The sequence below is a fragment of the Xenorhabdus sp. SGI 60 genome (genome assembly GCF_056632175.1).
This window is the reverse complement of record NZ_CP196860.1, coordinates 200,479-226,762: the sequence shown is the minus strand read 5'-3', so window position 1 is coordinate 226,762 and position 26,284 is coordinate 200,479. Positions and strand designations below refer to the sequence as shown.

Sequence of the window (26,284 nt, the reverse complement as noted above, 5' to 3'; positions counted from 1 at the left end):
CCATTATCGGCCTCTCCTTAGGCTGCCTGAAAACTGTTCACCACCGCCAGTAAGGCTCTTCCCGCTGCCCGCTGTTCATGGGCTGTGGCGAGGTCAGGTTAAACGCCAGCAGCTGGCTGTTCCGGATTTGCAGCACCACCGTCTGGTGCATTTCCCCTTCCGGGCTTTGCCACTGGTAATCCAGCCGCCATGCGATGTCTCCGCTGAGTTCGATTGGCAGCCGCTGATGCTCCTGATACCCCGGCAGGTGGGTGACAAACTGGGTCAGTGTCTGTTCATAATACGTCTGGGGCTGTCGGTGCCTGCCGGCACCGGGGTGCGGTTAATCACCAGATTGACGCCGCTGTCATCCGGCAGCACAAACACGTGCATCGATTCATCACGCCAGCCGGCAGGCAGGGTCAGGGTGCCTTCGTTCATTTGGTAGAGGTGGGTGCTCATAATTGTCCTTTTTACTTTTTTTACCTAATTTGCTCTTCAATCCGCTGCAAAAATCGGGCTGAGCGGGTTGCAGTTTGTTATTGGCCGGCCCGGCATCAGTTCAGGGTGATGACCTCTTTTCCGTTCACAATGACGGTATTACCGGTAATATGGATATTGCCGTCGGCATCAATCGAGATACTCCCTTTGGTGTTGCCGAGGGTGATACCGCTCTCGGTGGACTGAAGGGTAATTTGTCCTTTGGCACTGAGTACGCTGGTTTTTTCCACGGTGACCTGCCGGGTCCCGATGCTGCTCACTTCCATGCCGACGACTTCTTTATGCCGGTCAGCCCGCACGCTGAGCACCTGATGGTGTCCGATACTTTCGGTATGGTCGTGCATCACGCGGGTACTGCGGTCATTCAGTACGGTGGTATCCATGTCCCGCTGCGCATGCAATGCCAGCCGCTCGCTGCCTTTCGCATCCTCAAACAGCAGCTCGTTATAGCCCTCACCCTTGTGGGTTTTGGAGCGGAAGGCCATCTGGGTTTTGCTGCCCGGCAGCCCGCCCGGCGGGATATTGCTGGCATGGTAGGTGCGGCCGGTGACAATCGGTTGATCCGGATCACCGTGCAGAAAATCCACCACCACTTCCTGACCGATACGCGGGATCGCCAGCATCCCCCAGCCCTGACCGGCCCACGGTTGGGTGACACGTATCCAGCAGGAGCTGTGGTCATCGCTCTTGCCATAGCGATCCCACGGAAATTGCAGGCGAACGCGGCCGTACTGGTCACAGAATATTTCTTCGCCAGTCGGGCCGACCACTTTGGCAATCTGTGGGCCGTCGATGACCGGTTTTGGCAGTGGTGCAGGCCGCCAGTGCTGGTTCTGGCGGATAAAGTAGAAGTGGCTGTTCAGGGTGGTGCCGGAGCCGGAGCTGGCGGTTTCCAGTGCCTGCGGCTGGCTGCCGCTGTGACTGGTCGCAACGGTCTGCCATGATTGATTCAGGTCTAATCGGGGATGGTTATCGAGAATGAACAGTTTGCCCGGTTGCAGGGCTATCGCATTGCCGCTGCCCTCTCCGGTCACAGCGTCGCTGCGCAGCGCCTCCAGCCGGTAGCGGGTGAAGGCCTTGCCGTGCGCCTCATCCTTGAAGCGCCCCGGATAATCGTAGTGTTCGTAGTATAGCTGTTGCAGGTTTTCGTCCCGTATCTGCGGGTGAAATTCGGCCGGCCAGGCTGGGTTCTTGAAGGTGTAATCCTTCAGTTGCACCTGAGCCGGACGCACCTGGGCGCTGTGGGTCAGGCTGCTGACCGCCGGTTCGCCCAGCGTGCTGCCCTCGCCCGGTTGATAAGGCAGGCGGATGCCCGGAGGCACCGAGCCGCAGTCATCGGCAAACACCAGCGTGTTACGCCCGTTGCTGCATTCGAAGAAGTAGAAAATCCCCTCTTCGGCGGTCAGCCGTTGCAGGAAATTGAAGTCACTTTCCTGGTACTGTACGCAGAATTCGCGCTCTGGATGCGGGTGGCGCAGGTTGAACACCACATCGCGGATACTGTGCTCTTTGAAGATTTTGGTGATGATGCCGGCGATATTGAGTTGCTGGAAGATGCGCGAGTTTTGCCGCAGCGTGGTACGCCACAGATCCGGGCGGATACTCATCCGGTAGGTGGTCTGGTGCAGGCCGGTGTTCCCCTGCTCAAAGCGGGCCACCACCCCCGTGATGCTGCGCTGTTCAATGCCCTCCTGCAAAATGGTCAGGGTTGCCGTGCGATCCAGTACTGCCGGAAAATCGATCGCCGGATCGGCACTCGCCAGCCCCACGTCCAGCGTGAACGGCTGGGAAAAATGTTCATCCAGGGCAAAATCGGTGACCACAAAGGTCTGCGGCGGCAATCCGCCCGCCGTCAGGGTAAATTGCAGCCCGCTTGGGAGGCTGTCACCACCGAACAGCTCCTGGCTGGCTTTTTGCAGCGCCCTGACGGCGGCAGGCTGGCCGCTGGCGGCCCGCTCGGCCAGTCCCTGACCACCGGCGGCAATTTGCCCGACCCGGCCCGCTATTCCCGCCGTCTGCGAGGCCATGTGGGCAGGCACCTGCTGCCCCTGCTGAAATTTCGCCCTGTGCTTTTTCAATGACATATCTTGTCTCCCTGATTAATGCCCGCCGTCTGGTATAACCGCGAGGGGCTGGTCTTTGGCCGGAGGTTCGGCCGCAGGGTGGTTATGACTTTCCCGGTGTTCATTCGCCTGACGCAGCCGGTCATAGCGACCGAGCAGGGCGTTAAAGCGATCATCAATCCCTTTCAGCAATACCGGCGGTGCCGGCTCCCCTTTGGCCGCATAAATGCTCAACTGGCGCAACTGCTCTTCCAGTGGCATGTCACTGCCGTGGCTGCGCTGGATGTCATAGACCGCAGTTTTCAGGTAGGACAGGGTGAAACTGCCGCGGGTACGCTCCTGCAACAGGATTTTATCCGCCAGCTGCTGAAGCTGGTCGCGGGTGGTGTTCCAGCTGCCTGTCAGCGGCACGCTGTCAATCCGGGCGGCGACCTGCTGCTGCCATTGGCGGGTCGTCTGCTGCTGAACCGGCGACTGCGGCCACTGCTGTTCCGCGGTCGCGGTCAGGCGGCGGGCCGCCTCCCAGGTAACCCGGGGCGAGGTCTCAGCCAGCCGTTCCAGCTGGCGGGAATAATCTGCCAGTTCCGGCTGATACAACCACGCCAGCCTGGCCCCTGCGGGGTGGTTGGTGATGGCCTGGAGTTGCTGTTGCAGGGGCTTGTAGCACAGCAGCCAGCCGCCCACGAACACCAATAAGCCCAACAGGATGCCCAAGCCAAAGCCCTGCCACGCATTGAGTCCCTGCGGCGGGTGTTCGGGAAACTGGACCCGTACCCGCCGTTGATTATCGGGAGCAGGCTGAGGGTCATGGTGCAGGGGCGGGGGACAGGGGGCGTTTCCGGCTCGGCTTCCGACTGGGACAGGTAGACCAGCGGCGGCATCTGCATCGGTTGTGACACCGGTTTCGCCGCCTGACGGGGTTTTTCCAGTTTTTTCGCCGCGTTCTGAAAGAACCACAGCAGGTTTTCCACCCGCGGCAGGCGTTTCAGGTCGGATTGCTGCAACCGGTCGATAATCAGCTGGAGGGCGCGTTCGGCGCGGTAAATCATCCGCAGGTCGCTGGCAGTAAAATCCCACTGGCGCAGCACGCTGCCGGTCCGGGCATGGAACCACTCCAGCAGGTCGGTACGCACCTGCGGCTGGGCTGGCCACAACGTCTCCCATTCACTGACAATCACTCCCGCCAGCAGTTCACAGCCTTCGGTGAACCCCGACAACCCGTTTAATTGCATCCGCGCCAGGGTGTAGTAAATCGCGGTCTGTAAATCGACCCCGTTGGTTTTGAACAGTGTCAGGGACAGGGATTCCACCAACGGCCAGTTCACTTCTGGCTGCGCCGGATGGCTGGTTTTATTGATTTCATCACGGATAACGGCAAATTCCGGCAAATTCAGCGGACTGCCGCCGGCCCGGATGATAAGGTTTTCAGGATGTTCGCTCATATTTTCGCTTTTCTCCTTAAAAAACCCCTGCCCGAAGGCAGGGGGAGGGGTTGCTCTCAAGACTGATCTGCGTACCTTTACCTCAATAGAGGGTGTCCGGCAGTTTGAACTGGCTGAATAACCCGCCCGCAAACGGGTTATCCGATTCATCCACATAGATGCGGTAGGTCATCTCGCCATTATCGACGCTAAAGCGCACATCAAAGAAGCCCGGCTGGACGTGAGTCAGCTTGCCGCTGTTAATCAGCCGCAACTGGGCCCACGGGCCGCTAAAGCTGACAGAGCGCGGCGCCTGATTGCTTTTCGCCGGCATCAACGTCAGCTGGCTTTCCGTACCGGCGCGCATCGAGTTTGGCCAGACCAGACGCGCCACATTGCTGCGCCCGTGGGAATAATCCACCAGCTGGCCGTCAAGGTTCAGCAAGGCCCGGCGTTTGTTGCCGGTCAGGCTCACCGGTTCCACGGCAAACTGGGTGCCGAGGCCATTTTGGGGGGTAAAGAAGGTGGTGCGGATCCGGTTCGCCACGGCCAGCTGTTTCATGACGTCGGGACGGATCAGCATTTTGCCGTCGGTGCCTGTGGTCAGGTTATTTTCCACAAACGGTTTCAGGCTTTGCTGATAGAAGGCGTCCAGCGTTCCGCCCGGCCGGAAGAAGCGGTCAAACTCGCTCAACGGCACTTCTTCGCGGGCGTTCGGGTTGAACGGATAGCGCCCCGCCAGATAGGTTTTATACTGTTTGACCACCGTGTCGTTCCATTCCACTTCCAGCGAGCGGACCGCTTCCATCATCACCACGCGCCACGCCTGTTCAGCCAGCTCACCAATCCAGCGGTTCAGCGGCTCCGGCAGGTTTTTCGCCATCTGTTGCACTTCAAAAATGGCGTCACTGTTGTTCTTGTCCAGACGCATCTGGACGGCCTGTAAGGCGGCCTTACCCGGAACCGGTGAATTCTGGATCGCCAGCAGGTAACGGTGCAGGGCCATCAGTTTTTGGTAGACGCTTTGCAACGTGCTGCCCTTATCACCATGCTCAACCAGAACCCCCGTTTCCGGGGCAAAGTCGCGGCTAATGCGGTTTAACAGGCGGTAGTCTTCTTTTAACGTCAGCGCCTGTTTTTCCTTGTCACTCAGCGAATTGCTTATCAGCGGCGGATTGGTGTTGTCGCTCAGGATTTGCAGCGCCCGCTTGAGGGGCTGCTCCCCACTGATCACTTGTTCGATAGCACTGATGGCTTGCGGCAGGTCATCAAAGTCACGCACTTCAAGGTTGTTCATCGCTGCCCGCCAGGTCGCGGTGTACTCGGCCACGTACAGTTCGGTGATTTCGCGCTGGATCCGCGATTGATCGGTGTCACTGTATTTATCGTTCACCGGTGACGGTGCCTGTTCGGGGTATTTCTCCGGGCTGTTATTCTTGATGTTCAGAACCCAGCTGTCCATCGCCGTCAGCTCCACCAGCTCATTGCCCTGCTGGACGAAATAATCCATCAAGCCGTGGCGGGTCAGGAATTGCGGCACCACCAGCCGTTTTTCGTTGCTGGCCACAAACACGCTGTCAAAGCTCGGACCAATCTGGTCACGCAAGTTGATCGGCGCGGGCAGGGCATCCTGGGCCTTGATACGCAGGTTCTGGTACACCCGCTGGTTGACGGACAACGCTTTCAACTCCTGCTGCGCCTGCCGGATCGGTTTGACAAACGGGGCGAAGCGATCCACCGCATCCTGTTCGCCATTATCTCGTTTTTCCTTCCAGTCAGTCCGCTCCAGCGCGTAGTTCAGGTGGGTCAGCAACGCCGCCTGCACATCACGCTGACCGTGGAATGCCTTGCTCCAGCGCTCACGCATATACTGGGCCACCAGGCCGCTGTTACGCTTGCTGGCATCTTCCATCATGCGCATCACGCGCAAGATCTCGAGTTTTTCTTCGCTGCCGGCCGGGGCCTGATTTAAGTCATCCAGTAACCCCAGCATCAATGCCGGCAGGAAACGCTGCTCCAGCAGTTTCAGGTAGGTGCCTTCCACATACGGCCCGACCCCGCCTCCCTGGTATAACGCCATGTCGGTCAGGAAGGATTTGTTGTCATGGTAGTTACCGTAAGCCAGTGTCGCATCCCGGATAGGGTTGAGCAGCGGCAACTGGAGGTTACCGTAGCGGTCATCCCCTTTCGGGGGCGGGACGGACAGGAAGTTTTTCGCCTGTGCCAGCACTTCTTCACCGGCCCGATAGTTTTTCTGGTAGAAGTAATGCCAGCCCCCCCACATCGCCAGAATGACCGACGCACTGATCACGGAGAAGGTATACAACTGGCGACGATTGCGGCTTAACCAGATCCGGTTTTCCGCCGCCAGATTCGGCTCGGCCAGCAGGACATTTTCGAACAGCGAATGGGTGAAGTACGGCAGGGTATCGCCCGCCGGCCAGGTCGGGTACGCCTGCGATCCCAAGTGATACTGGGCCGACGCGGACTGGGTGAACAGGTCATCCATCTGTCCCCGCTGATGGGCCGATGTCAGATAGACACCGCGCAAAGTGGGGCGGTGGTGTTCATCGTTATACAGAATATCGTCCAGCATCTGGGTGATATAGCTGTGCAGTCCCTGGATCTGGCGGGTAAAACTGAACAGGGCGCTGCGCTGGTTGGCGTCCACATTGTTCAGCATCATATCTGGCATCGCCACATTCAGGTTGCCCATCCACTGTTTCCAGAACGCGTCCAGTTCACTGCGCCACGCTTTTTCATCGCGGTTATTCAGACTGAACGTCACCCCCAAAATCTGGTCGCGCAGTTTGCGATCCAGTGACTGGTACATCGCCTCAAAGCCATGCAATAAGTCAATTTTGGTCATCACCAGATAAAGCGGCAACTGGCTGTGGAAGGTCAGGCGAATGTCTTGCAGGCGCTGGTGGATCTCCCGCACATAGCGTTCACGCTGTTCACGGCTATCAGACATCAGACGCAGGGTATCCACGGTCAGGATAATGCCGTTGAGGGGCTGGCGCTGACGGTTTTCAGCCAACCAGTTCAGCAATGCTTCCCACAGACGGCTATTGATTTGCGGTTTGTCGCTGTTAAGCGGGACTGGCTGGTCAATTAACTGACCTTTCGGATCGATGATGACCGCTTTTTCCCCTAACCAGCAACGCAGCATCAGGGGTATTTCGCCATCCTGACGCAAATATTCCGGGGCCGCGATTTCGGAGAGCTTATAACCTTCCTTGATCAGTGAAGATTTACCGCTTTTCTGGCTACCGATGATGATGTACCACGGACGTTCATACAGATAATTGTACGAATCCAGATGACGTTGTAACTGAGATTTCCAGTGGTCGAAATAGCGATCCTGATGTTCAATATCCACCCGTACCGGATCAACCACTTTCAGTTCAACGTCAAGGTTCAGTTTTTCCAGGGTCCGCAAGCGACGCCAGGCTTTCATACCAACCCAAAACACGACCATCATGACAATGATAATTGTTGCCAGCCAGCGTGCGGCGAGGCTTTCCAGTGGATAATCGTTGCGCAGTTTCCATTCCGGTCCCCACCACCAGACCGCAATTAACAGCAAGCAGGGGATAAGCGCCAGAACCAGTGCCATCAATGCCTTGAGGCGTGGCAGAGATTTAAACTTTGCCAGTGTCGGCAAGGCTGATTTCAATGGAGCCAAAGATGACAAAGAGGGCCATTTCATGGGTTAACACTCCTGTTTGAAGCCGTATCCTTGAGAGGAGAAGGGAGTTTTTCAGCCAATAAAGCCAGCAGGCTGGGTTCCCATTGAATAAGTTGCATGTGTTGTCCCGTGTGTAACAAATTCCGGTAATGCTGTTGGGCCAGCGCTGTCATGCCGGCTTCTTCAAGTAATTGGGCATTGAGCCATTGGCCATAGAATTGATCCCGTGGCTCCGTTAATTGTTGCTGATGTTCTTCCAGCATTTTCAGGGCTGCTTCCAATCCCTGTTGCTGGAAACATTGCCAGATAACTTCCTGCTCAGCAGAAACAGAACCCTTGCCCGTTGCCACAGGTTCAGGCGTGAGCCAGTCGAGGGTTTCAGGGGAAATAAACGGACTCATGTCAGAAAAGCTTAAGGTTTTCAGCACGGGCAACCGTTCTAAAAAGGCATTCAGTTCATCACGAATAGCCTGAGCGACGTTCCCATATCCCAATTGCAATGCGGCTTGTGCCGCAATGGCATGACCATCCAGCCAGTAAGGAGCAAGCGTTAGGCTTTGCTCGATTTGCTGGAGCAATTTGTTGTCCGCCAGCGGCAATCTCGCCAAATAGTCGGCAGTACGATCGGCGGAAGTCGGTGCTAATGGGGTTTTGCCTGTTGCATTCGCCATCGGAGCTGTGGTGATGGTGTGCCATACCGCGTGACGGCGCAGGGAATAACCAATAGGCAATTCGGGATAACGTTCACACAGCAAATCTGCGACGGTCATCAGGGTCTGCTTCCACGTTTTTTCGCTCGAACTGTTGACGTCGACTTCTGGCATCGGTGCAGCTTGAAAACCCTGCGGCGTTTGCGCCATAGGTTCAGCAGAAGATGATGCTGGCACCGCAGCAGGGGCAGGCTTTGTCTCCACAGGTACGGCTTCTGGCTGACGGTTATAACGAATGCGCAGTTGGTCAACTTCTTTAGCAAGATCCGCTTCATTGGTATGCCAGCATTGGGCGAGATGGGCTAACGCCCCTTGCGCATCATCCCGTTCACTTTTGCTTGCCTGTTCAATAAAACTGCTCTGGGCGGAGTCGAAACGCTTGAGTACTTGCTGTGCCAGCCGACGTTTTAACTGTGGCTTGGTTGGCCAGGCTTTTTCCCAGTAGTTTTTGACATACTCGGTCAGCAGCTCCATTGCGAGGATCAGTTCAGCCGCGTTGCCAGCATGTTGCAGAGTACGAAGCAGATGAACCACCAGCCGGAAGTCTTTGCTGTTTTCACGCAATAATTGCAGTGCCTGACGCTGGATCTCTTCAACATCCAGCGCCCCATGTGACAGCGAGCCAAATTTGATCATTTCGCTGTCAATGTATTCCCATGCGGGTTCGTTGTCTCCCAGTGCCTTGCCAATCTGTTCGTCGGACAGGGGGGCCAGCAGGGAGCCGAACCAATCGAATTGTGTTCTGATGTCCATGTCGATTACCAACGGCAAGCAGCACGTAATGGCTTCGCTGCCTGCTCCAACTGAGAAATGTTAAAGGTTATCTGACTACCATTATTGCCTGTAATACTCATCCGGTCGCTGTTCATCAAGCGCTTGATTTCTTCAATGCCCGGTAAACCACGGCTGGATTCCCACAAGTAACCTTGTTCCCGCACGAACCATTCAGTACGGTATTCAGTTCTGTCTGTTGCCACAGTGACAGCCCCTGACTCTACGGGCTTGGGCAGTGCCACCTGCAAGCGGGTGATACTGTCAATGCAACTCAGCATTAATACGGGACGTGGGGGTGGTACACCAATCGCGGGCGTGGTCAAGATAATCGGTGCCGCACCATTCTCTCCCTGCGTCACAATGAAGCTGGTAGAGTAATCGGTACGTTTCATCTCCTGTTCCATCGCTTGCCGCCACAGAGGTCCCATATTTTCGATAGGGATTTGTACCGTTTTGAACTTGAGGTTATTCAACGCTCTGTCATAACATGCCAGCCGAATAAGAGGAGACGGCTCAAAGCGGCATTTATGCAACTCATCTAAATTTTGCTCTTCCTTTACCGCAACCACTTCCTTGAGTTCTGCCACCTCTGCAAGCTTGGGGTTCCCTGTCAATGAAGCGAGCAATGAACTGATAATTAAAACAATATTCATAATCTACACCCGTACTTAGCCAGTTTGTAAACCAACGTCCGCTGGGCAATACCCAGGCTTTGTGCGATCAATCTGGTGTCATTGCCAAACTGACGCTGACGTTGAATCAACACGGCGCTTTCAAATTCTTCTATGGCCTTTGGCAGATTATCGATATGCCTGTAATCCACGGAGATACTGCTGACCGCCGCCGGTTTTTTCGATTCACTCAGGGAAGCAAGCAATTCATCCAATTGTTTTTCTTTTTGGCGTTGAACCAGAAATACCTGGCGGATTTGGCGTAACTGTCCGCGCAGTTGTTCGAGTTCCTGCAATTTTTTCAGGCGATGCTGCATGACATGGCAATAGATGCCGAACATGTTTTCATTATTGATGAAATGGCGGACATCTTCGGCAAAGATAGCGATCACACCACAAGCCTGCCCATTGCAGTCAAACAGGGGAATGCCGTACAACCCACAGTTATGTGGTAGTTCTGCAATAAACGTGCGGAAATATGGCTCGTCAATGCGTGCCCCGTGATTAAGGGAATCCCAAACAGTTGGGGTTCCCTTGCGTAATACCTGTATCAACGGGTTATTGACGTCATCAATGTCCACTTGCAATCGGCGCGAACTGGTTTGCTGAGGCTCCGGCAAGTTATAGCATTCCAACCTGTTTTCGTTGATGTTCAGCAGGAAAACCAACAGGGCATCAAAACGCGAGCTATGGCTGATCTGCAAAAAATGGTCAACCAGTTGTTCTACAGTGTCATTTTCCAATAACGCTAACGCGCTTTTCAGCCGCTGTTTCATTATTCTGCCTCCTCAACCTCTGCATGGAATTCGTGTTCAACCACGGTTAAGCGAATGGCCTTGATCGGTGTCCCCGCAGCCATTTTCTGCAACAGCTGCAATGAAACTGGCGGTAGCAGTGCACCATCAATAATGGACTCCAACATACGGGCACCATTTTCCGCGCGGGTAGCGCGTTGCAGGATCTCTTCGGACACCTCATCGCTGATGGTGACTTCTGCGTTGAAACGTTGGGTCAGCAGGGTATCCAGTCGAGCCAGTTTGCCCTGAATAATGGTTTTCAGCGTTTCATGGCCTAACGGCAGGTACGGGATCACTTCCATACGCGCCAACAGTGCGGGTTTGAAGAATGCCGCTAGTTCAGGGTAAAGCAGGTCGTTGATCTGCGCTGTCTGTTCGGCATTGTCTACGATGGTTTGATAGCCCAGGTTTGACGTCAGGAAGAACACAACGTTTTTACAGTCGATAATGCGTCCTTCTCCATCCGCCAGTTCTCCTTTGTCGAAAGCCTGATAGAACAGGTTCAGTACGTCAGGGTGAGCTTTTTCCACTTCATCCAACAAGACAACTGAATACGGTTTCTGGCGAATGGCTTCGGTCAGTACACCACCTTCACCATATCCTACGTAACCCGGAGGTGAACCGATCAGACGGGAAACTGTATGTTTTTCCTGAAACTCGGACATGTTGATGGTGGTCAGGTATTGACGGCCACCAAACATCAGTTCCGCGATTTGCAGGACGGTTTCTGTCTTACCAACGCCACTTGGCCCTACCAACAGGAATGCCCCGAGAGGACGCCCCGGACGACGCAAATCTGCCCGAGCAGTCAGTAAGTGTTTGTGTAAACACTGGATCGCAATTTCCTGTCCCTTGATGCTTTGCCCCAAGTGAGCAGGCAATTCAGTGACAATGGAAAGTTCGCTTTGTGACAAGCGGTTCAATGGCACGCCCGTCCATTCGGCAATCACCGCCGCAATCTGGGTTTTATCCACATGCGGGGAAACCAGCGTTTGCTTCTGCTGTAGTTCTGCCAACCGGGCATTGAACGTCGCCAGTTTTTCGATCAAGGATTGTTCGTCCCCCGGCAATCTCTTCAACCGCATTTTCAACGAAAGAATCATCAGCCAGTAATTGGTGGCGCAGTTCGATGATTTGTTTCACCAACTCTTGCTGCTGTTGCCAGCTCATTTCTAACGCGGTGAGTTGCTGCTGAACGTCTTTTTGCTGGTTTTGCAACGCGTCCAATCGTTCAGCATGGATATTCAATCCCATGCGTTGTTCCCTCTCCAGCACGTCGATTTCCATTTGCATCTGGTGCAGGTCGGTAGTTAACGAAGAGATCTGACGCGGTGGTGAAGTCAGGTTTATGGCAACACGGGCACAGGCAGTATCCAACACGTCAATGGCTTTGTCCGGCAGTTGGCGACCGGAAAGGTAACGGTCACTCAATACCGCTGAGGCTTTCAGGGCTTCATCATCAATCAGCACGCCGTGAGCTTGCTCGTAAATGGCACGCAAGCCACGCATGATGACGGTTGCTTCATCTGCTGTTGGCTCAGAAACTTTTACCAGTTGGAAACGACGGGACAGCGCTGCATCTTTTTCAAAATATTTCTTGTATTCGCTCCATGTGGTGGCGGCGATAGTTTTCAGCTCACCACGTGCCAAAGCCGGTTTCAGCAGGTTGGAGATATCCAACCCCCCCGCTTGATTGCCCGCACCGATCAGGGTATGGGCTTCATCAATAAACAGGATGATGGGTTTTGCCGATTGGCTAATTTCAGCCATGATACCTTTGAAGCGTTTTTCAAATTCCCCCTTAACCGCTGCCCCTGCCTGCAATGCCCCCAGATCTAGTGTCATCAGTTCACTGTTGCGCAATTTTTCCGGTACGCGATCGTTAATAATGCGCAATGCCAAACCTTCAATCAGGGCACTTTTACCGACCCCCGCTTCACCCACGACAATGGGGTTGTTTTTGCGACGACGACAAAGGATGTCGATCATCAGATCGATCTCGTTATCGCGGCATAAAACCGGATCAAGCTTGCCCTGACGTGCCTGTTTGGTCATGTTCTGGGTAAAGCGTGCCAGCAAACTGTCGCTGTTTGCCGGATGTGCGCCCTGCCCATCTTTATTACTGTTGTCCGCAAAAGGCTGTTCAGCCGAACCATTCGTCCATTCTGCAAAGTTTTGGCGCAATAATTCGCGGTTGATACCTGCCAGCAAACGCGCAGTTTGTGGTGCCAAGTAACGCAGCGGGCTGAATAGCAACGCAATCAGCATAACGCCGCTGCGCAGTTCGGTGTGCTGCATTTCTGTGGAAGCCAACAGCCAGCTATCCTGTAACCATTCCACCAGCATGGGGGAAAAATTTGGGTAGGCTTGCACAAGCGATTGATGGTGCGTCATTACCTGATCGAGTTGTTCTTTCAGCAGATCTTTATCGATGTCTGCTTTATTGAAGATAAGTCGCACATCACTAAGTGGCGTATCGATCATTTGGAGCAGCAGCTGTGCAACCGTGATTTCAGGTTGTTGCTGGCTGATGCAGGATGCCGCCGCAGCCTCCAGTGCATGGCGGGTCATCGGGTTTAAACGATTTACAAGGGTAGGCAGATCAATCTGAATCATGGCGACTTCCTATCTCAATAAGTTACTTAGCTGCTTTAATATGTCTTGGGTCTGATCACCGAGGCGAATGGCATAAAAGCTGTAAACAGCCACCAGCAAGCCCACGCTAATCACAAACAGGTGCTTGATAGTCCATCGTCTGCTCAGGCGATAACGCGCATTACTCTCGTTGACGTTGACATACAACGTGGTCGGCGGAGTATCCCCGCGCAGTGAGTGAAGCTGTTGCTGCAACCGACGGAACAAGCGCTCAAAGTCATCGCTTTTCTGGGCGCTGACTTTGTAGCGCCCGCGATAGCCCAGACAGAGGCAGAGGTAAATGAACTCCAGCAGATGCTGGTAGCGCTGCGCCTCTCCCATCAAACGTTCAAGCAATACGAAAACCTTCTCCCCTCCCCAAGTTTCATTGTGGAAGTGCACCAACAATGATTGCTTCAACCAGCCATTCTGGCTGTTCCAGCCGTGCCCCAACGCAGTTTCATCAATGAAGGTGCACAGTACGTAACGGAATGAAACAATCGCGCCGGGTTCATAACCCTTGGTTTGCAGATACTGCTCAATGGCTCGAATGTCAGTAACAACCTGTTGGTAAAGCTTGTCTGGCAGTGCCTGATCAGTCATATCCTGCAAACGCAAGACCATCCCCAGTAAGGGGGTGGCTGCATCGATCATGGGGTTGAGGCTTTCACCACGCAACGGTAGCTGGTACTGGCGCTGAGACGTTTGCAGCGTTTCAGACTTTTCCAGTGACGGACTGTCAACATTGATATCACTCATGATTATTCCTTACCGCCCCTGATAGCCCAGAGCTGCATATCTAAGTCAGGGAAATCCCCTGATACGTGGAACGCGATGGAATTTCCTTGCAGGATCTCTTTCCACGCCGGACTCTTCTGATCCAGACGGAAGTAGGTATATCCAGAGTGATACGGCAACTGGCGAGGTGCAGCAGACAGGGCAATCAATGGCACGCCCGGCAACTGGACGCTGACCAGATCGCGGATCTTTTCCATTGATGTGACTTTGGTTTGCTGGACGAACTGGCGACGCAATTGCTCCTGCGGTGTGCTGGCGCTGATTGCCAGTACGAATTCGGACTTGCGCAACAGATCGTTGTCGTGCAGTGTTGCCACACGAATGCCACCTTCGTTCTGTTTCAGTGCAATCGAAGTTGCACGTGGGGTCAGAACCACATTCAACGCATCACGAATTGCGTGCATCACAGCCTGGAAGGTATCGGTCAGGTTATTGTGGTCATACGCCAATATATTCCCTGGCAGGCGGCTTGAATCGGTGAACGTCCTCAACTCGCCACAAGTCTGGAGTAGCTCGGTATACAAATGTAGCGGGTGCAAAACGGTTTGTTTGGCATAATGGTTGAACAACGGCTGAACGCGGTTGAGCAATTGCAGCATCATAAATTCGGCGACATCCGCTACCCCTTGCTGACCCGGCGAACCAATGCGTTTAGCCAGTGTTCTTGAACGCTCGGTCAGCAGGCCATCAATTTCCACCATGAAACGCTTGAGTTTGTCGGCTACGAAGATCGACAAACAAGTCGGGACAAATTCGTTATCCAGAACAATGTTGCCATCCTTTTGCTTTTCTTTGATGCGACACAGTGGAATGGCAGTGTAAGCACTCATGTCCTCGGAGCCTTGCATCAGAACTGGCGTCAGTTGGGCAAGGTTAAGGGCAAAGGAATCGCCGCCTTTGGTGTGAAGATCACGGACATCAATGGGAAGTTCCCGATAACGCACTGCACTTTTCGTTTCTGCATCCCGATCAGCAATTTCCCGAATGGTATCGCTGGACATGGGCAACGCCAGATAAATATCTTTGCTTTTCAGGTCATTGATATTTTCAATATCCAACGGTTTTGGCAGTAAGTCCTGGCTAGGCGCAGAAAAAACGGTGCCATCAGGCATAATGCCGCTGGCCTCAGTAACTCCGATACGTCCCAGTTTGAGCAAATCATCATTAATGCTCAGGGAGCTGAAACCGTGAGCATAAGGTGTCAATACTGAAACAAGGCTATGTGCCAGATAATCAATATGTTTTTGTTGTTGCTGAAAATGTTGGGGTTTGATGAATAATCCTTCGTGCCAAATCACCCGATTTTTGCCTGGCATGATTACTCCTCCTCTTTTCTAAGTTCGACGTCGTTATTTCTGACATGCACCAAGATGTGATAATGGCGGCCGATGTCTTTTACTCGGATGATCTTTTTCCATTCAGATTGATTTGCATCTGCATAGTGAACGATGACCCCGATGTAACGGTTTTTCTTTTCCAATGCGATCTGCTCCAGGGGTTTGTATTGTCCTGGTAACAGGGTGTAATCCTGATGATCGATGTAGTTTTTCCCCAGTGCTTTTTCGAGCTTATCGCTATCAAGCTGGTCATAGTCGGCAGCCAGAAAGCGTGAATCCTCACTGAGATAAACCAAATTCATTTCAACAGGGACCGCTTCACCACTTTCATTGGGGTTGATGTCGGGTTCGGCCAGCAATGTAATGTTGGCAACAGAGGCCTGCTCATCAGGTTTACCTACCGGTGTGTAAGGGTCCCAAATGACCTGGCCCACTTTTTTTGTTGCGTTCCATGCACCGCTACAGCCGTTTAGCAACATCACTGACAGCAATAAAATCCCTACAGCCCATACACGCTGACTAGCGGAATGTGTCATTGCTGGATTCCTCCAAGCCCTGACGCAATGCGCGGTCATAAGCCTGCTCATACACCTCGCGGAATAATTTTTCGAATCCTTGTTGGCGACTGGAAGATAATTCGCGGTAATAGTTGGTGTACATTTCCCAAGCCCAGGATGCGTCTTTATTCCTGGCTTCATTGCTACGACGATAGTGTGAGAACCGACGGAGCAATTGCTCTGGAGCAAAGGCTTCCAGCATGGTGTCCAGTGCAGCAGAGATGGCAATTCGGTTAGCCTGATAGTGTAATTGCAGGTTTTGCAGACTTTCCGCTACCGCGGCCGGAGCAGAGAGATGAACCGGACTTTTCTGATCAGAAAACATCACCTGCATGGTCGTGTCATAATCCATATTCAGGCGCAGTGGATTATCTTCGATAGGCCGGAGCTGTTTATCACGTAACCCATGTTGTTCACGCTGGAGGGCCAATAACCCCTCAATGGCGGCTTTCATGGTTTTACCCATTTCTTGCAGAAAATCATTCGCCTGCTGGCTATCGTGCAAAGGCAAACGCGCTTCCAGCCCACGCATGAGAGGGGTAATGGCGACATGGTCAACATCCATACTTTCGTACTGTCTGTCGGAATCGATGTCCGGTAAATCAAGGAACTCCTGATCCATAACACTGCCTCGGTTATCAGAAATAGGGTTAGCAAATGGCGGGGTCTGGTAATGATCCGGCGGCAAAAGTTGTTCCGTATCATCAGCTTCAACCTTGGGTTTCAATGTGGTCAGGCTCTCGCTATCAAGTACCCGTAGCGGATCATCACTGAAACGATGCATAACCGTTGGAGCAATGCCTTCATCGTGGGCAAACACCGATTTTTGTACAGGTGCACCTTCCATCATGGCATCCAACGGATTGCTATAACTGGAAACCAACGATTCGGGGATATCATTGAAGGATCAACACGATCTGCCTCAGAAAAACTGATATGGGTCTTGATCGACAAATTACCTACTTTGATTTGATCGCCTTGTTGTAACAGGATCAAACCCGACTCAGGCGTCAAAGCCGCACTGTTGATTTGCACTGATTCAGCAAATACTTGCAGGCAAAATGCCCCATCCTGCCATTTAATGGCGAATTGTGACGGGCAGACATTGCCCTGCTGATCCTGTACAGACCAAAGGTGGCTTTCACTGCTACCGACCGTACCACCCTGTATCGAGAACTGGCAGTTGGCGGCTTTACCACTTTCTAGCTGTTCACTGTTAAGAACCCGCAATGAAAGGATTGGTTGATTTTTTTCCATGGTCGTTATTCCATAACTGAAATGATGACAGAAGGTTTCTGTTCCGGTTCGCCGAGAAAACTGGTCCATCCCAAATGGTTATTCTGCGTTGCCCCCAATACCATGCCGCTGACCTGATTTTCAGCCAGGCTAAGACGCAGTTCCCAGGCAAACTGGCTGCGCATGACAAAAGATATAAACATCACCAATGGCAGGTAGTTTTTGCCATCAGGCAGGAATGAAAGGAACCTGTCTCGAGGTAAATTATTGATACTAAGCAAAAACTTACCACTGTAATCCCCAACCCAAGAACCAATGGTGAAGTTGTCTCCTAATACCGATAATTTGGTATCACCAATTTTTAGCCCCTTGTTTTTTCCCCCCAGACGATTCTGCTGATACACTGGAATGATGACTTTCCTGAATTGCCAGCCGTGCAACGTGACGTCCTGCAAATCAAAACAGTGCGAAACAAGGCTGCATATGACTTCTGGCGAACGTCCGGGGCTGGCCAGTAATCCGGCGTACGCCAGCATTTTGCTGTGATTGATGTTCAGCATCCGGCGGTTGACATCACTGCCTAACCCAACGAGAGAGAACATACGTTGAGAAAAATAATCTTCCCCACCTTTCTTGAAACAGATGTAATAGCGGTATTTCCGCCAAATCTGATGCAGGATCGTAATTAAACGGTGGTTGAAAATGTTGAGAAAATCCGTCAGACGGTTTTCCCCTTGAGCATCTTCCCATGCCAGTGAATCCAGATAATAGCCAGGCATTGGGGACTGGCTGCCATGCAACCCCATAAAGGAAACTTCCAGTTCGAAGTATCCCTTTTTGGATTGTGTAAGCGAGATGACATCCCGAGTCGGAAATGCCAGGCTGGCGCTGGAACGGAAACGGATAGATTCCAGATCAGGACGATCGGTCTCTCCGGTTTTATCCCACGCGACCGCTAGCTGGTTAAGCAGCTCAACCAACTGGTAAAAGTTGTACTGTGAGATATCCAATGCCAGCGGCGTGGCAGGATCCTGTTCAGTGATTACATCAACGAGTGTTGACCTATCTGTACCGGCCATTCATAACATTCCTGATTATCTAAATTGATTACCTTCAACATATGAAACGCATTGACGCTGGCATACAGTGAGAAAAACCGTGACAGAATCGTACTAAACAGATAAAGCTCGCCTTCCGAGCTGAATGCCTGTTGCCGGATATACAGGGTTGAGCGCAATCCACGGACAGGCTGACCACGGAATAGATGATCTGTCGGCTCTGTATTAATTTTTTCAATAGCATCAAGCCGTTTCTGCGATGAACGCTTGGACTGTCGGTTATGAATACTTGGGAAATCGTAGGTACGTAGCACCTGTTTTAGTGCGTCTTTATCCAGCAATGACATATAGTTGAGCGACATATTTGACAGCAATGACCAGTGCAAACCGCCATCCAACAAAGGGTAGAGAGGCACTGACGGCCGCGTAATATTGCGGAATGACGCAAATGACGGGCTGCCGGTTGAAGGGTAATTAATGTCGCCAACACGTAACTCTAAAGGCAATTCACGGTTAGTACAGGTCAATCTGATCGAAACATTTTCTTTCAGCTTGAGTCTGAGCAGATCTGCCTCATCGTTTCGTACCAATGAGATGAAATGTTCCAGCCCCCGGCGGAAAGGAGACTCTTTCACCCGAATACGGTAATAACGCATCGAACGTTCATCTTCGTCATCCATTTGGTGGTTGAAACTTTCAAACGGGGTATAGACTCGCTCACCAAGACGGGCACGACTGCGTTCACCATTTTCCCCCGTCAGCCAGCTTTCTACGCTATCAACGGAGAAAATGTCGTAGTTATCTGGGAAGCTGTAACTGGCTTTCAATGGGTATTCCGTCTGGCTGCCATTGAGTTCAATTGCTTCACTGTCCATGGGGAACAGGTTGATTGCTGGTGTGCAGTGCAGACGAAAAGTGTCATGGCGAATCTTGGCTTCTGGTGGCAATGCCTGAGAAAAATGTAAATTTAGTTTGAAATCTTTGGTCTTGAGATCTTCCGGCAGTTCCGGGAAGCCTTTCACATCAAAAAACAGGAAACTTTCCGCGAAACAGAAATATTCCTGCAAGATGCGATATCCCATATAGGCATTTTTGGGGTAAGGCAGTAACGCATCTTCCCGCTCAAATCCCACCGGCACAAAATCAAAATCTGGCAGAGGGATCACGGTATCACCTGCCACCAACTCTGCTTTTCTGAAGTAGTAACAAAGCCAGAAATAGAGCTGGGAGGTGGTATAATTATCACCGCTCAAATAAAAACGCAGTTTGCCCAGCTCCAACTCATGCAGGCTCAGTTCTGTTTTCGACGTAAAATTCAGGCCGATAATTCCAGTTTCATTACTGTTATTGACGGTAATGTCACGGATGGAAAGCGGAAAAAGCCAGACATCGCGGCAGAGCGTAAAGGTGCAGCGACCATGATCGTCTTTTTTGCCATCCGATTTTTCGTTCGAATAAATATCATCTTGAGTCGACAACGAATGGCTCATAATCTGTGTGCCACGCTTGACCTGTGTCGCTTTCGTCACCACGCTCTCATCCGGGGTATACTCGATGATGGTCATGCTGGGGGTTGGACGCAAATAGTTCGGCCACAGCATATTGAGCAGGCCGTGGGTCAATTCTGGGAATTGATCATCAATCTTTGCCCGTAGGTTGCCCGTCAGGAAGGCAAAACCTTCAAGCAAACGCTCAACGTCGGGATCAGAACCCTGCTCTGACAGAAATGCGGCAAGATGAGGGCGCTCAACTGCTGCTTCTTTCCCCAGTTGTCGCAGATAGTTCAACTCATCTCTGAAATATTTTTCAAATGACATTTATTGAGTTCGCTCCAGGCAATAGCGCCGGTTGTTATCCAACTGGATGCTAAATTCCACAAGATCGTTGATATCATCCAGAGAGATTTCGGCGCTGATATGAAAGCTCAACAGCAACGGATCTGAATCATCATTGATGGCGCTGACAGAAACCGTTGATATTCTTGGCTCATAATTTCTGATGCACTCTTCAATCGCCCATTCGATGCTTTGCTTGAAATCCACCGATGTTGCGGTCGCATCATTAAGATCAATGACCCCTAAATCAACGGCACTTTGGCAAGCACCTGGACGGGAATTCAGCACTTCATTCAAATGCTTCTTGATAGAATCAAGTAGTGCACGCATCCTTGATTGACGGGAAGAGCCGCCGCTCTTCCCTTGAATGCGCTCGAACAGACTGGCAGAGCTGCCCCTACTCCAACTGTACAGCGCAGCCATGATTATTCCTTATCCAAACGTCCAACCAGAGACAGTTCGAAGCTTGCACCCATGTATTTGAAGTGCGGGCGAACTTGCATCGCCACCTGATACCAGCCTGGATCGCCTTCAACATCCAGCACCTTAATCTCAGCAGCACGCAGAGGACGACGGCTACGAACGTCAGTGGGTGGGTTTTCCTGATCAGCAATGTACTGTTTCAGCCATATGTTCAGTTCGCGTTCCAGATCCTGACGCTCTTTCCAAGAGCCGATCTGTTCGCGCTGCAACACTTTGATGTAGTGAGCCAGGCGGTTGATGATGAACATGTATGGAAGCTGGGTGCCCAACTTGTAGTTGGTTTCGGCGATCTTCCCTTCACGGGTATTGGGGAACACTTTGGGTTTCTGAACCGAGTTTGCCGAGAAGAATGCTGCATTATCGCTACCCTTACGCATGGTCAGGGTAATGAAGCCTTCTTCTGCCAGTTCGAATTCACGACGGTCAGTGACTAAAACTTCTGTTGGGATCTTCGCCTGAATCTGACCCATTGCTTCATACAGGTGAACTGGCAGGTCGCTTACTGCACCACCGCTCTGTGGACCAATGATGTTTGGACACCAGCGGTATTTAGCAAAGCTGTCAGTCAGGCAGCTAGCCAACAAGTACGCGGTATTGCCCCACAAGAAATGTTCGTGGTCACGGCTGACATTTTCCTGATAGTTGAATTTCTTGATTGGGTTTTCAACACTGGAATAAGGCAGACGCAGCAAGAAACGAGGTGCAGTCAGGCCTAAGTAACGTGAATCTTCTGATTCACGCAGCGCACGCCATTTAGTATGTGAAGGGCCTTCGAAGACGGATTTCAGATCTTTGATGGCAGGCAGATCAGTAAAGCTGTTAACACCAAAGAATTCCGGTGAAACGGAAGACAAGAATGGCGCATGAGCCATCGCACCAACCGAACTGACATACTGCATCAATTTAATATCAGGCGTGGTGTTGTTGAACGCGTAGTTACCGATGACGGAAGCAACAGGTTCACCACCAAACTGGCCGTAGCCTGAGGCATAAACGTGCTTATAGAAGCCAGACTGAATAATTTCAGGAGAGAATTCAAAATCTTCCAACAATTCATCTTTAGTGGCATGAAGGATGTTGATTTTGATGTTTTCACGGAAATCTGTGCGATCCACCAAAATTTTCAGTGAACGCCAGGAAGATTCCAATTCCTGGAACGGCTTCGCGTGCATGACTTCATCCATCTGCTCACTTAGCTTTTTATCCAACTCAACGATCATCTTATCAACAAGCAGCTTGTTGATGGGTTCGTCGTTAGAGCCAGTATCCAGGATGCTACCGATAAACGCAGCAACACCTTGCTTAGCAATATAGTAGCCGTCATTTTCAGGAGTCATTCTCGCTTGAGACATAATTTCATCAAGCAAGGAAGTCGTTGCGCCAGAAGCAATAGCTGTGCTGTTTTCTTCGTGTTGAGCCATTTAAAAATTCCTTTAACCAGTTATTTTTTATTGACGATTTCAAGTTCTTTCAGGAGTTGCTCACGAACGGATTCATCATCCAGTAGTGACTGCAAACGAGCACGAAATGCTGGGATATTTCCCAATGGACCTTTTAATGCAACTAATGCCTCACGAAGTTCGAGAAGTTTATTTAATTCAGGCACTTTCTTTGCGATATTATCTGGCGAAAAATCATTCAGCGATTTTATTTCCAGATTAACTGGCAGATCTTCTTCGCTTTTTTCATCGAGACGATTAGGAACGTTAAAAGTTAAGTTGATGTTCGCTTCATTCATTACGGCATTAAAATTGTTCTTATTGATAGAAACTGTCTGCCGCTCTTCAATTGGCGTATCTTCGCTTTTTCCTTTCAAGTCACCGACAACCAGAAGATTTAGAGGTAATTCAACTTCTGCGGTCTGGTCACCATTATTAGGAACATACTTAATATTAATTCTTTCTTTCGGAGCTACGCTACCTGGACTATTCTTACTCATATTTGAATCCTTTGGCTAATACAACCATGAACTGTCTAACAACCCATTATTGGTGAGAGAATGATTCCAATGTTCACCCATATAATAAATACAGGAGATCTTCCTAAAAAATAGGCTAAAGAAGACAACTATATTTGCAGGTGCGAATAGTTTTATATCAACATATAGTTAAATAATCAGATATATCCTATCCAATCGTGGAAATAACATCGATACGAAAATCGTCAAGTTCGAGTTTGACATTTTATTTTTTTGATGTAAAGCCTAAACACAAATTGATAAAGACCTCTATTCAAGCTTTTAATCTTCCTATCAAAATAGATAGCAAGTTATAAACATTTTTTTGCTCTTAAAATAGAGAAAAGTTTGGTTTTACACTCTGTAAGAGTACGTAATCCCATTACCTATTATTTGCGTTAAAAGAAATATTTTTCATCTTCACCTGAATAAAATATAACCTTATAGACCGTTATCAATAATCATCATCAATCTCATTTTTTATTTTATCTTGATTAATTATGGGCCATAACAATCCGGGTTATTTCCATTTTTTTGATCTAGATAACACTTTTCAAATGATCATAAAAAACATTTAAACAAAAAAATAAAAAACATTAAATATCAAAAAGTTAAAAAAATCAAAAAGTCATAGATCATTTTTAAACCAGTTGAATGAGCTTATTGTTTATAAAAAATCAGCTATAAATTTTATAACGGCAATAATTATAAAATTATTATTTGTCATTGAATTAGCATGCATATTGCATTTTTCAAATGACTTTGCATCAGGCGATTTCAGCTTTATTATTCGCATCGAGTGTTTGGTAAGCGATAATTTCATTTTATTAACAGATGGAATAATCACGTAAGGAATGAACACTTACACTAATTTTGGTAAATTTTTATAGGATATTCATATGCCAACTCCATGTTATATTTCCATCCATGGTAAAACTCAGGGTCATATTACCGCTGGCTCATTCACTGCTGAATCCGTAGGTAATATCTTTGTTCAGGGTCACGAAGACGAAATGCTGGTTCAAGAATTTGACCACATCGTCACTGTCCCAACTGATCCACAGTCAGGACAACCTTCTGGCCAGCGTGCGCATAAGCCATTCCGCTTTACCGTTGCATTGAATAAGTCAGTTCCTCTGCTGTACAACGCACTGGCTTCTGGCGAAATGCTGCCTACTGTAGAATTGAAATGGTATCGTACTTCAATCGAAGGTAAACAAGAGCATTTCTTTACTACAAAATTGGAAGATGCAACTATCGTTGATATCGATTGCAAAATGCCACACTGCCAGGATCCAGCTAAATCAGAATTCACTCAATTAGTTCGTGTATCTCTTTCTTATCGTAAGATTACCTGGGAACACACTACTGCGGGTACTTCTGGTGCTGACGACTGGCGCGCACCGGTTGTTGCTTAATATCTTATTCATTAAATATTAAGTAATAACTTTTCAGCCAATGAATATTATTCATTGGCTGAATCATTCTAACATCTCAAAATTTCCGCCAATTTACTTTAATTCCTGTTTTTCTCTTTTAGATTTGTTTTTCTGATTTTTTTTCGCTGTCAGATTTTCATATAGTAATTATTTTCACAATAAATAGAGATAAATGAATTTATAGTTACATGAATGATTAATTTTTAGTCAAGCAATCTGACTAAAAAATATCTGCTCTTATGTTTTATATTTCCTCCACTTCGATACTTTTCATCAACATTCCATAAGTAAAAATTTTAAATAAAAAGCTCAAAATACAGAGAAAGACCCTAATTCAAACTCATTATCCTGCTGAATGTTGATTAAGCCAAATTAAATTTTACTTAACTCTTCATATTGAGTTAATACATAACTAAAATGAATTATCATAAATCACTAATGTAAATTTATAACTGGAAATTATGATTCCTAACAAAATCCATTTGTTAATCAGAACAACATAAAAGATTTTCTATGCTCTAATGCTTAATTAATAAACTAGGATGTTTAAACCTAACCCAACACGATACATTTTCCATCAACTATTATCATTTGGGTATTCCCATGATTAAAAGGACGACAATCTTCATCTTATTATGTACTGCATTTCAGGTGAGCGCATCGCCTGATACGCTTAATCCCGCTTTTCCTACAGATGAAGCAAGAAGAACCTTACAGGATAGTTCGCGAGAAATAGACCAATTAATTGAAGAGCGCCGTCATCAGGGATTGATTAATCGCACAGATAACGTTTCACCACAAACTGTCTCACCCGTAGTGGTGGAAGCACCGCCATGTTTGGCGGTTAATGGGGTTTATCTTCAAGGTATTACCTTACTCTCTCTGGGGGATCTGAATACACTCAGTGCCCTGCCCGATAGCTGTATCACCAGCAATGACATTAACAAGCTGTCAGCGGAAATCACCAACCTTTATATTGCTAAAGGTTACATTACGGCGCGGGTACAGTTTATTCCCCCCAACGCAAATGGTGAGCTAGGGATCAATGTTGTTGAAGGTTTTGTCGAGGCGATAGAAGGCGCTGACCGTTGGGTCAATAGCCAAACACTTTTCCCACGTTTGGTAAATAAACCACTCAACCTGAATCAACTTGATCAAGGGCTGGATCAAGCAAATCGTTTGCAGTCAAACAAAACCACTCTCGATATTCTACCGGGTACAGTTAATGGGGGTTCTATTGTCAGGCTACACAATCGGCACGCTTCTCCGTGGAGAATAACCACCACAACCGATAATTATGGACAGAAAAGCACAGGAAAATGGATCACGCGACTCAATGCCAGTGTTGATAGCCCATTAGGGCTATCTGACTTTGTTAGCCTCAGCGGCGCCAGTACCGTAGATAAACCCGATACCCAATATAATCGCGCCTATACTCTGCTCTATTCACTCCCCTATGGAGCCGTAACATTCAGTGGATTCAACAGTTATTCCCAATACACCAGTCATCCTCGTTTAAAGATACATTCGACTAAATTGTACGGGAATTCAAAGCAAACAGGCATTCGTGCCGATTGGGTTTTTCATCGTAACCAGTCGCAAATTAGTACATTAAATACCCAGTTGGTTTATAAGAATTACACCAACCATTTCCAAGAAGCCAAGCTCACCGTCAGTAGCCAGACATTGAGTGTCCTCGAACTGGGTATTAACCATTTACAAATTATCCCTTCAGGGCCCATCTCCCTCAATATGAGTATTGAGCGGGGAATGCCGTGGTTTGGTGCTCAAACCGCTACAGCCAACCTGAATAAGCAGTTTACCAAAGGGAAATTATCGGCAAATTTACAACAGCGTTTCACACTCTTGGATGTGCCTTACCAATTTAGCAGCCAATTTTATGCCCAATACAGCAAAGATGGGCTACCAGGTGTTGAGTGGCTCAATGTGACCGACCGTAATGCGGTGCGAGGATTCAGTAAAAATGTGTCATCGGCTGATAATGGCTGGTATTTAAGAAATACACTTTCTCACTCAATCCCCATTGCCAAAGGCGCACTTTTGTTGCGTACCGGCGTGGATATCGGCCAGGTTAAAGGCTATCGCAGTCAGGACGGCTGGAAAAGCAGTGCCGGATTAAGTGCAGGTTTGACACTACGCTATCAGCAACTGTTTGCGGATGTTGAGTTCAGCCGAGGCAAATTGCTTTCTCACCAAAATAGGCACACGGATGAACCTATGCAACTGTTAACCCGCTTCTCTTACACTTTTTAATTTTTTGAACCATTTGATTTTTTTTAACCGCAGCCAGTTGTGGGCATGATCAGAACAATGATCCCCAGA

Annotated in this window: 17 protein-coding genes and 3 pseudogenes; 2 read left to right on the top strand and 18 right to left on the bottom strand. The window is 49.7% G+C overall.

All coding sequences use genetic code 11. From position 1 onward, the window contains the following. Window positions 1–17 precede the first annotated feature (17 nt). The 18 genes and pseudogenes from ACSJJG_RS00985 to tssB form a co-directional block, all read right to left on the bottom strand. Window positions 18–441 (bottom strand): annotated as a pseudogene (locus ACSJJG_RS00985) (DUF1795 domain-containing protein). Between the two features lie 95 nt (window positions 442–536). Then, window positions 537–2,564, bottom strand: coding sequence for a type VI secretion system Vgr family protein (locus ACSJJG_RS00980; protein ID WP_481088152.1), 2,028 nt, complete (start codon window positions 2,562–2,564; stop codon window positions 537–539). A gap of 15 nt (window positions 2,565–2,579) precedes the next feature. After that, entirely contained in the window at window positions 2,580–3,140 is a 561-nt protein-coding gene (locus ACSJJG_RS00975) for a VasL domain-containing protein (RefSeq protein WP_481088151.1), read from the bottom strand. Beyond that, entirely contained in the window at window positions 3,047–3,985 is a 939-nt protein-coding gene (locus tag ACSJJG_RS00970; RefSeq protein ID WP_481088150.1) for a type VI secretion system ImpA family N-terminal domain-containing protein, read from the bottom strand. The genes ACSJJG_RS00975 and ACSJJG_RS00970 overlap by 94 nt, the downstream gene beginning before the upstream one ends. Window positions 3,986–4,067: 82 nt before the next feature. Continuing rightward, complete coding sequence (tssM, locus tag ACSJJG_RS00965; RefSeq protein WP_481088149.1) at window positions 4,068–7,676, bottom strand: type VI secretion system membrane subunit TssM; 3,609 nt, start codon at window positions 7,674–7,676, stop codon at window positions 4,068–4,070. Continuing rightward, window positions 7,673–9,118 (bottom strand): type VI secretion system protein TssA, encoded by a 1,446-nt coding sequence (gene tssA, locus ACSJJG_RS00960; protein WP_481088148.1) that lies wholly within the window; start codon window positions 9,116–9,118, stop codon window positions 7,673–7,675. The genes tssM and tssA overlap by 4 nt, the downstream gene beginning before the upstream one ends. Window positions 9,119–9,123: 5 nt before the next feature. Further along, window positions 9,124–9,792, bottom strand: coding sequence for a type VI secretion system-associated protein VasI (gene vasI, locus ACSJJG_RS00955; protein ID WP_481088147.1), 669 nt, complete (start codon window positions 9,790–9,792; stop codon window positions 9,124–9,126). Next, a complete protein-coding gene (locus ACSJJG_RS00950) occupies window positions 9,789–10,586 on the bottom strand; it encodes a Fis family transcriptional regulator (protein WP_481088146.1) in 798 nt (265 codons plus the stop codon). Before ACSJJG_RS00950 ends, vasI begins: the two co-directional genes overlap by 4 nt. Further along, window positions 10,586–13,223 (bottom strand): annotated as a pseudogene (gene tssH / locus ACSJJG_RS00945) (type VI secretion system ATPase TssH). Before tssH ends, ACSJJG_RS00950 begins: the two are co-directional and overlap by 1 nt. A 9-nt stretch (window positions 13,224–13,232) precedes the next feature. Further along, window positions 13,233–14,000 (bottom strand): type IVB secretion system protein IcmH/DotU, encoded by a 768-nt coding sequence (gene icmH, locus ACSJJG_RS00940; RefSeq protein WP_481088145.1) that lies wholly within the window; start codon window positions 13,998–14,000, stop codon window positions 13,233–13,235. A 2-nt stretch (window positions 14,001–14,002) separates the two neighbouring features. Continuing rightward, window positions 14,003–15,355, bottom strand: coding sequence for a type VI secretion system baseplate subunit TssK (tssK, locus tag ACSJJG_RS00935; RefSeq protein ID WP_481088144.1), 1,353 nt, complete (start codon window positions 15,353–15,355; stop codon window positions 14,003–14,005). A 2-nt stretch (window positions 15,356–15,357) separates the two neighbouring features. Continuing rightward, on the bottom strand, window positions 15,358–15,912 hold the full coding sequence (gene tssJ, locus ACSJJG_RS00930; RefSeq protein ID WP_481088143.1) for a type VI secretion system lipoprotein TssJ: 555 nt from the start codon (window positions 15,910–15,912) through the stop codon (window positions 15,358–15,360). Continuing rightward, window positions 15,896–17,190 (bottom strand): annotated as a pseudogene (gene tagH / locus ACSJJG_RS00925) (type VI secretion system-associated FHA domain protein TagH). Before tagH ends, tssJ begins: the two are co-directional and overlap by 17 nt. A 5-nt stretch (window positions 17,191–17,195) precedes the next feature. Further along, a complete protein-coding gene (gene tssG, locus ACSJJG_RS00920) occupies window positions 17,196–18,248 on the bottom strand; it encodes a type VI secretion system baseplate subunit TssG (protein WP_481088142.1) in 1,053 nt (350 codons plus the stop codon). Next, window positions 18,212–20,044, bottom strand: a complete 1,833-nt coding sequence (gene tssF / locus ACSJJG_RS00915; protein WP_481088141.1) for a type VI secretion system baseplate subunit TssF — start codon at window positions 20,042–20,044, stop codon at window positions 18,212–18,214. Before tssF ends, tssG begins: the two co-directional genes overlap by 37 nt. Continuing rightward, window positions 20,045–20,485 carry a type VI secretion system baseplate subunit TssE gene (gene tssE / locus ACSJJG_RS00910; RefSeq protein WP_481088140.1) on the bottom strand — a complete coding sequence of 147 codons (441 nt, stop codon included), beginning with the start codon at window positions 20,483–20,485 and terminating at the stop codon, window positions 20,045–20,047. A gap of 2 nt (window positions 20,486–20,487) precedes the next feature. Next, window positions 20,488–21,966: a type VI secretion system contractile sheath large subunit gene (tssC, locus tag ACSJJG_RS00905; RefSeq protein ID WP_481088139.1), complete on the bottom strand. Its 1,479-nt coding sequence runs from the start codon at window positions 21,964–21,966 to the stop codon at window positions 20,488–20,490. Between the two features lie 20 nt (window positions 21,967–21,986). Further along, a complete protein-coding gene (tssB, locus tag ACSJJG_RS00900) occupies window positions 21,987–22,484 on the bottom strand; it encodes a type VI secretion system contractile sheath small subunit (RefSeq protein ID WP_481088138.1) in 498 nt (165 codons plus the stop codon). A 917-nt stretch (window positions 22,485–23,401) separates the two neighbouring features. On the opposite strand from tssB, the gene ACSJJG_RS00895 reads away from it, so the two are divergent. Then, the gene (locus ACSJJG_RS00895) at window positions 23,402–23,920 is read left to right on the top strand and encodes an Hcp family type VI secretion system effector (RefSeq protein ID WP_047770551.1); all 519 of its coding nucleotides are present in this window, start codon (window positions 23,402–23,404) and stop codon (window positions 23,918–23,920) included. A 624-nt stretch (window positions 23,921–24,544) separates the two neighbouring features. Then, the gene (locus ACSJJG_RS00890) at window positions 24,545–26,215 is read left to right on the top strand and encodes a ShlB/FhaC/HecB family hemolysin secretion/activation protein (RefSeq protein ID WP_481088137.1); all 1,671 of its coding nucleotides are present in this window, start codon (window positions 24,545–24,547) and stop codon (window positions 26,213–26,215) included. The last annotated feature ends 69 nt before the right edge of the window (window positions 26,216–26,284 follow it).

What these genes read in the sequence shown, in the direction of transcription:
- ACSJJG_RS00980 (WP_481088152.1), bottom strand. Translation starts at nt 2,564, where the DNA reads ATGTCATTGAAAAAGCACAGGGCGAAATTTCAGCAGGGGCAGCAGGTG.
- ACSJJG_RS00970 (WP_481088150.1), bottom strand. Translation starts at nt 3,985, where the DNA reads ATGAGCGAACATCCTGAAAACCTTATCATCCGGGCCGGCGGCAGTCCG.
- tssM (WP_481088149.1), bottom strand. Translation starts at nt 7,676, where the DNA reads ATGAAATGGCCCTCTTTGTCATCTTTGGCTCCATTGAAATCAGCCTTG.
- tssA (WP_481088148.1), bottom strand. Translation starts at nt 9,118, where the DNA reads ATGGACATCAGAACACAATTCGATTGGTTCGGCTCCCTGCTGGCCCCC.
- vasI (WP_481088147.1), bottom strand. Translation starts at nt 9,792, where the DNA reads ATGAATATTGTTTTAATTATCAGTTCATTGCTCGCTTCATTGACAGGG.
- ACSJJG_RS00950 (WP_481088146.1), bottom strand. Translation starts at nt 10,586, where the DNA reads ATGAAACAGCGGCTGAAAAGCGCGTTAGCGTTATTGGAAAATGACACT.
- icmH (WP_481088145.1), bottom strand. Translation starts at nt 14,000, where the DNA reads ATGAGTGATATCAATGTTGACAGTCCGTCACTGGAAAAGTCTGAAACG.
- tssK (WP_481088144.1), bottom strand. Translation starts at nt 15,355, where the DNA reads ATGCCAGGCAAAAATCGGGTGATTTGGCACGAAGGATTATTCATCAAA.
- tssJ (WP_481088143.1), bottom strand. Translation starts at nt 15,912, where the DNA reads ATGACACATTCCGCTAGTCAGCGTGTATGGGCTGTAGGGATTTTATTG.
- tssG (WP_481088142.1), bottom strand. Translation starts at nt 18,248, where the DNA reads ATGGCCGGTACAGATAGGTCAACACTCGTTGATGTAATCACTGAACAG.
- tssF (WP_481088141.1), bottom strand. Translation starts at nt 20,044, where the DNA reads ATGTCATTTGAAAAATATTTCAGAGATGAGTTGAACTATCTGCGACAA.
- tssE (WP_481088140.1), bottom strand. Translation starts at nt 20,485, where the DNA reads ATGGCTGCGCTGTACAGTTGGAGTAGGGGCAGCTCTGCCAGTCTGTTC.
- tssC (WP_481088139.1), bottom strand. Translation starts at nt 21,966, where the DNA reads ATGGCTCAACACGAAGAAAACAGCACAGCTATTGCTTCTGGCGCAACG.
- tssB (WP_481088138.1), bottom strand. Translation starts at nt 22,484, where the DNA reads ATGAGTAAGAATAGTCCAGGTAGCGTAGCTCCGAAAGAAAGAATTAAT.
- ACSJJG_RS00895 (WP_047770551.1), top strand. Translation starts at nt 23,402, where the DNA reads ATGCCAACTCCATGTTATATTTCCATCCATGGTAAAACTCAGGGTCAT.
- ACSJJG_RS00890 (WP_481088137.1), top strand. Translation starts at nt 24,545, where the DNA reads ATGATTAAAAGGACGACAATCTTCATCTTATTATGTACTGCATTTCAG.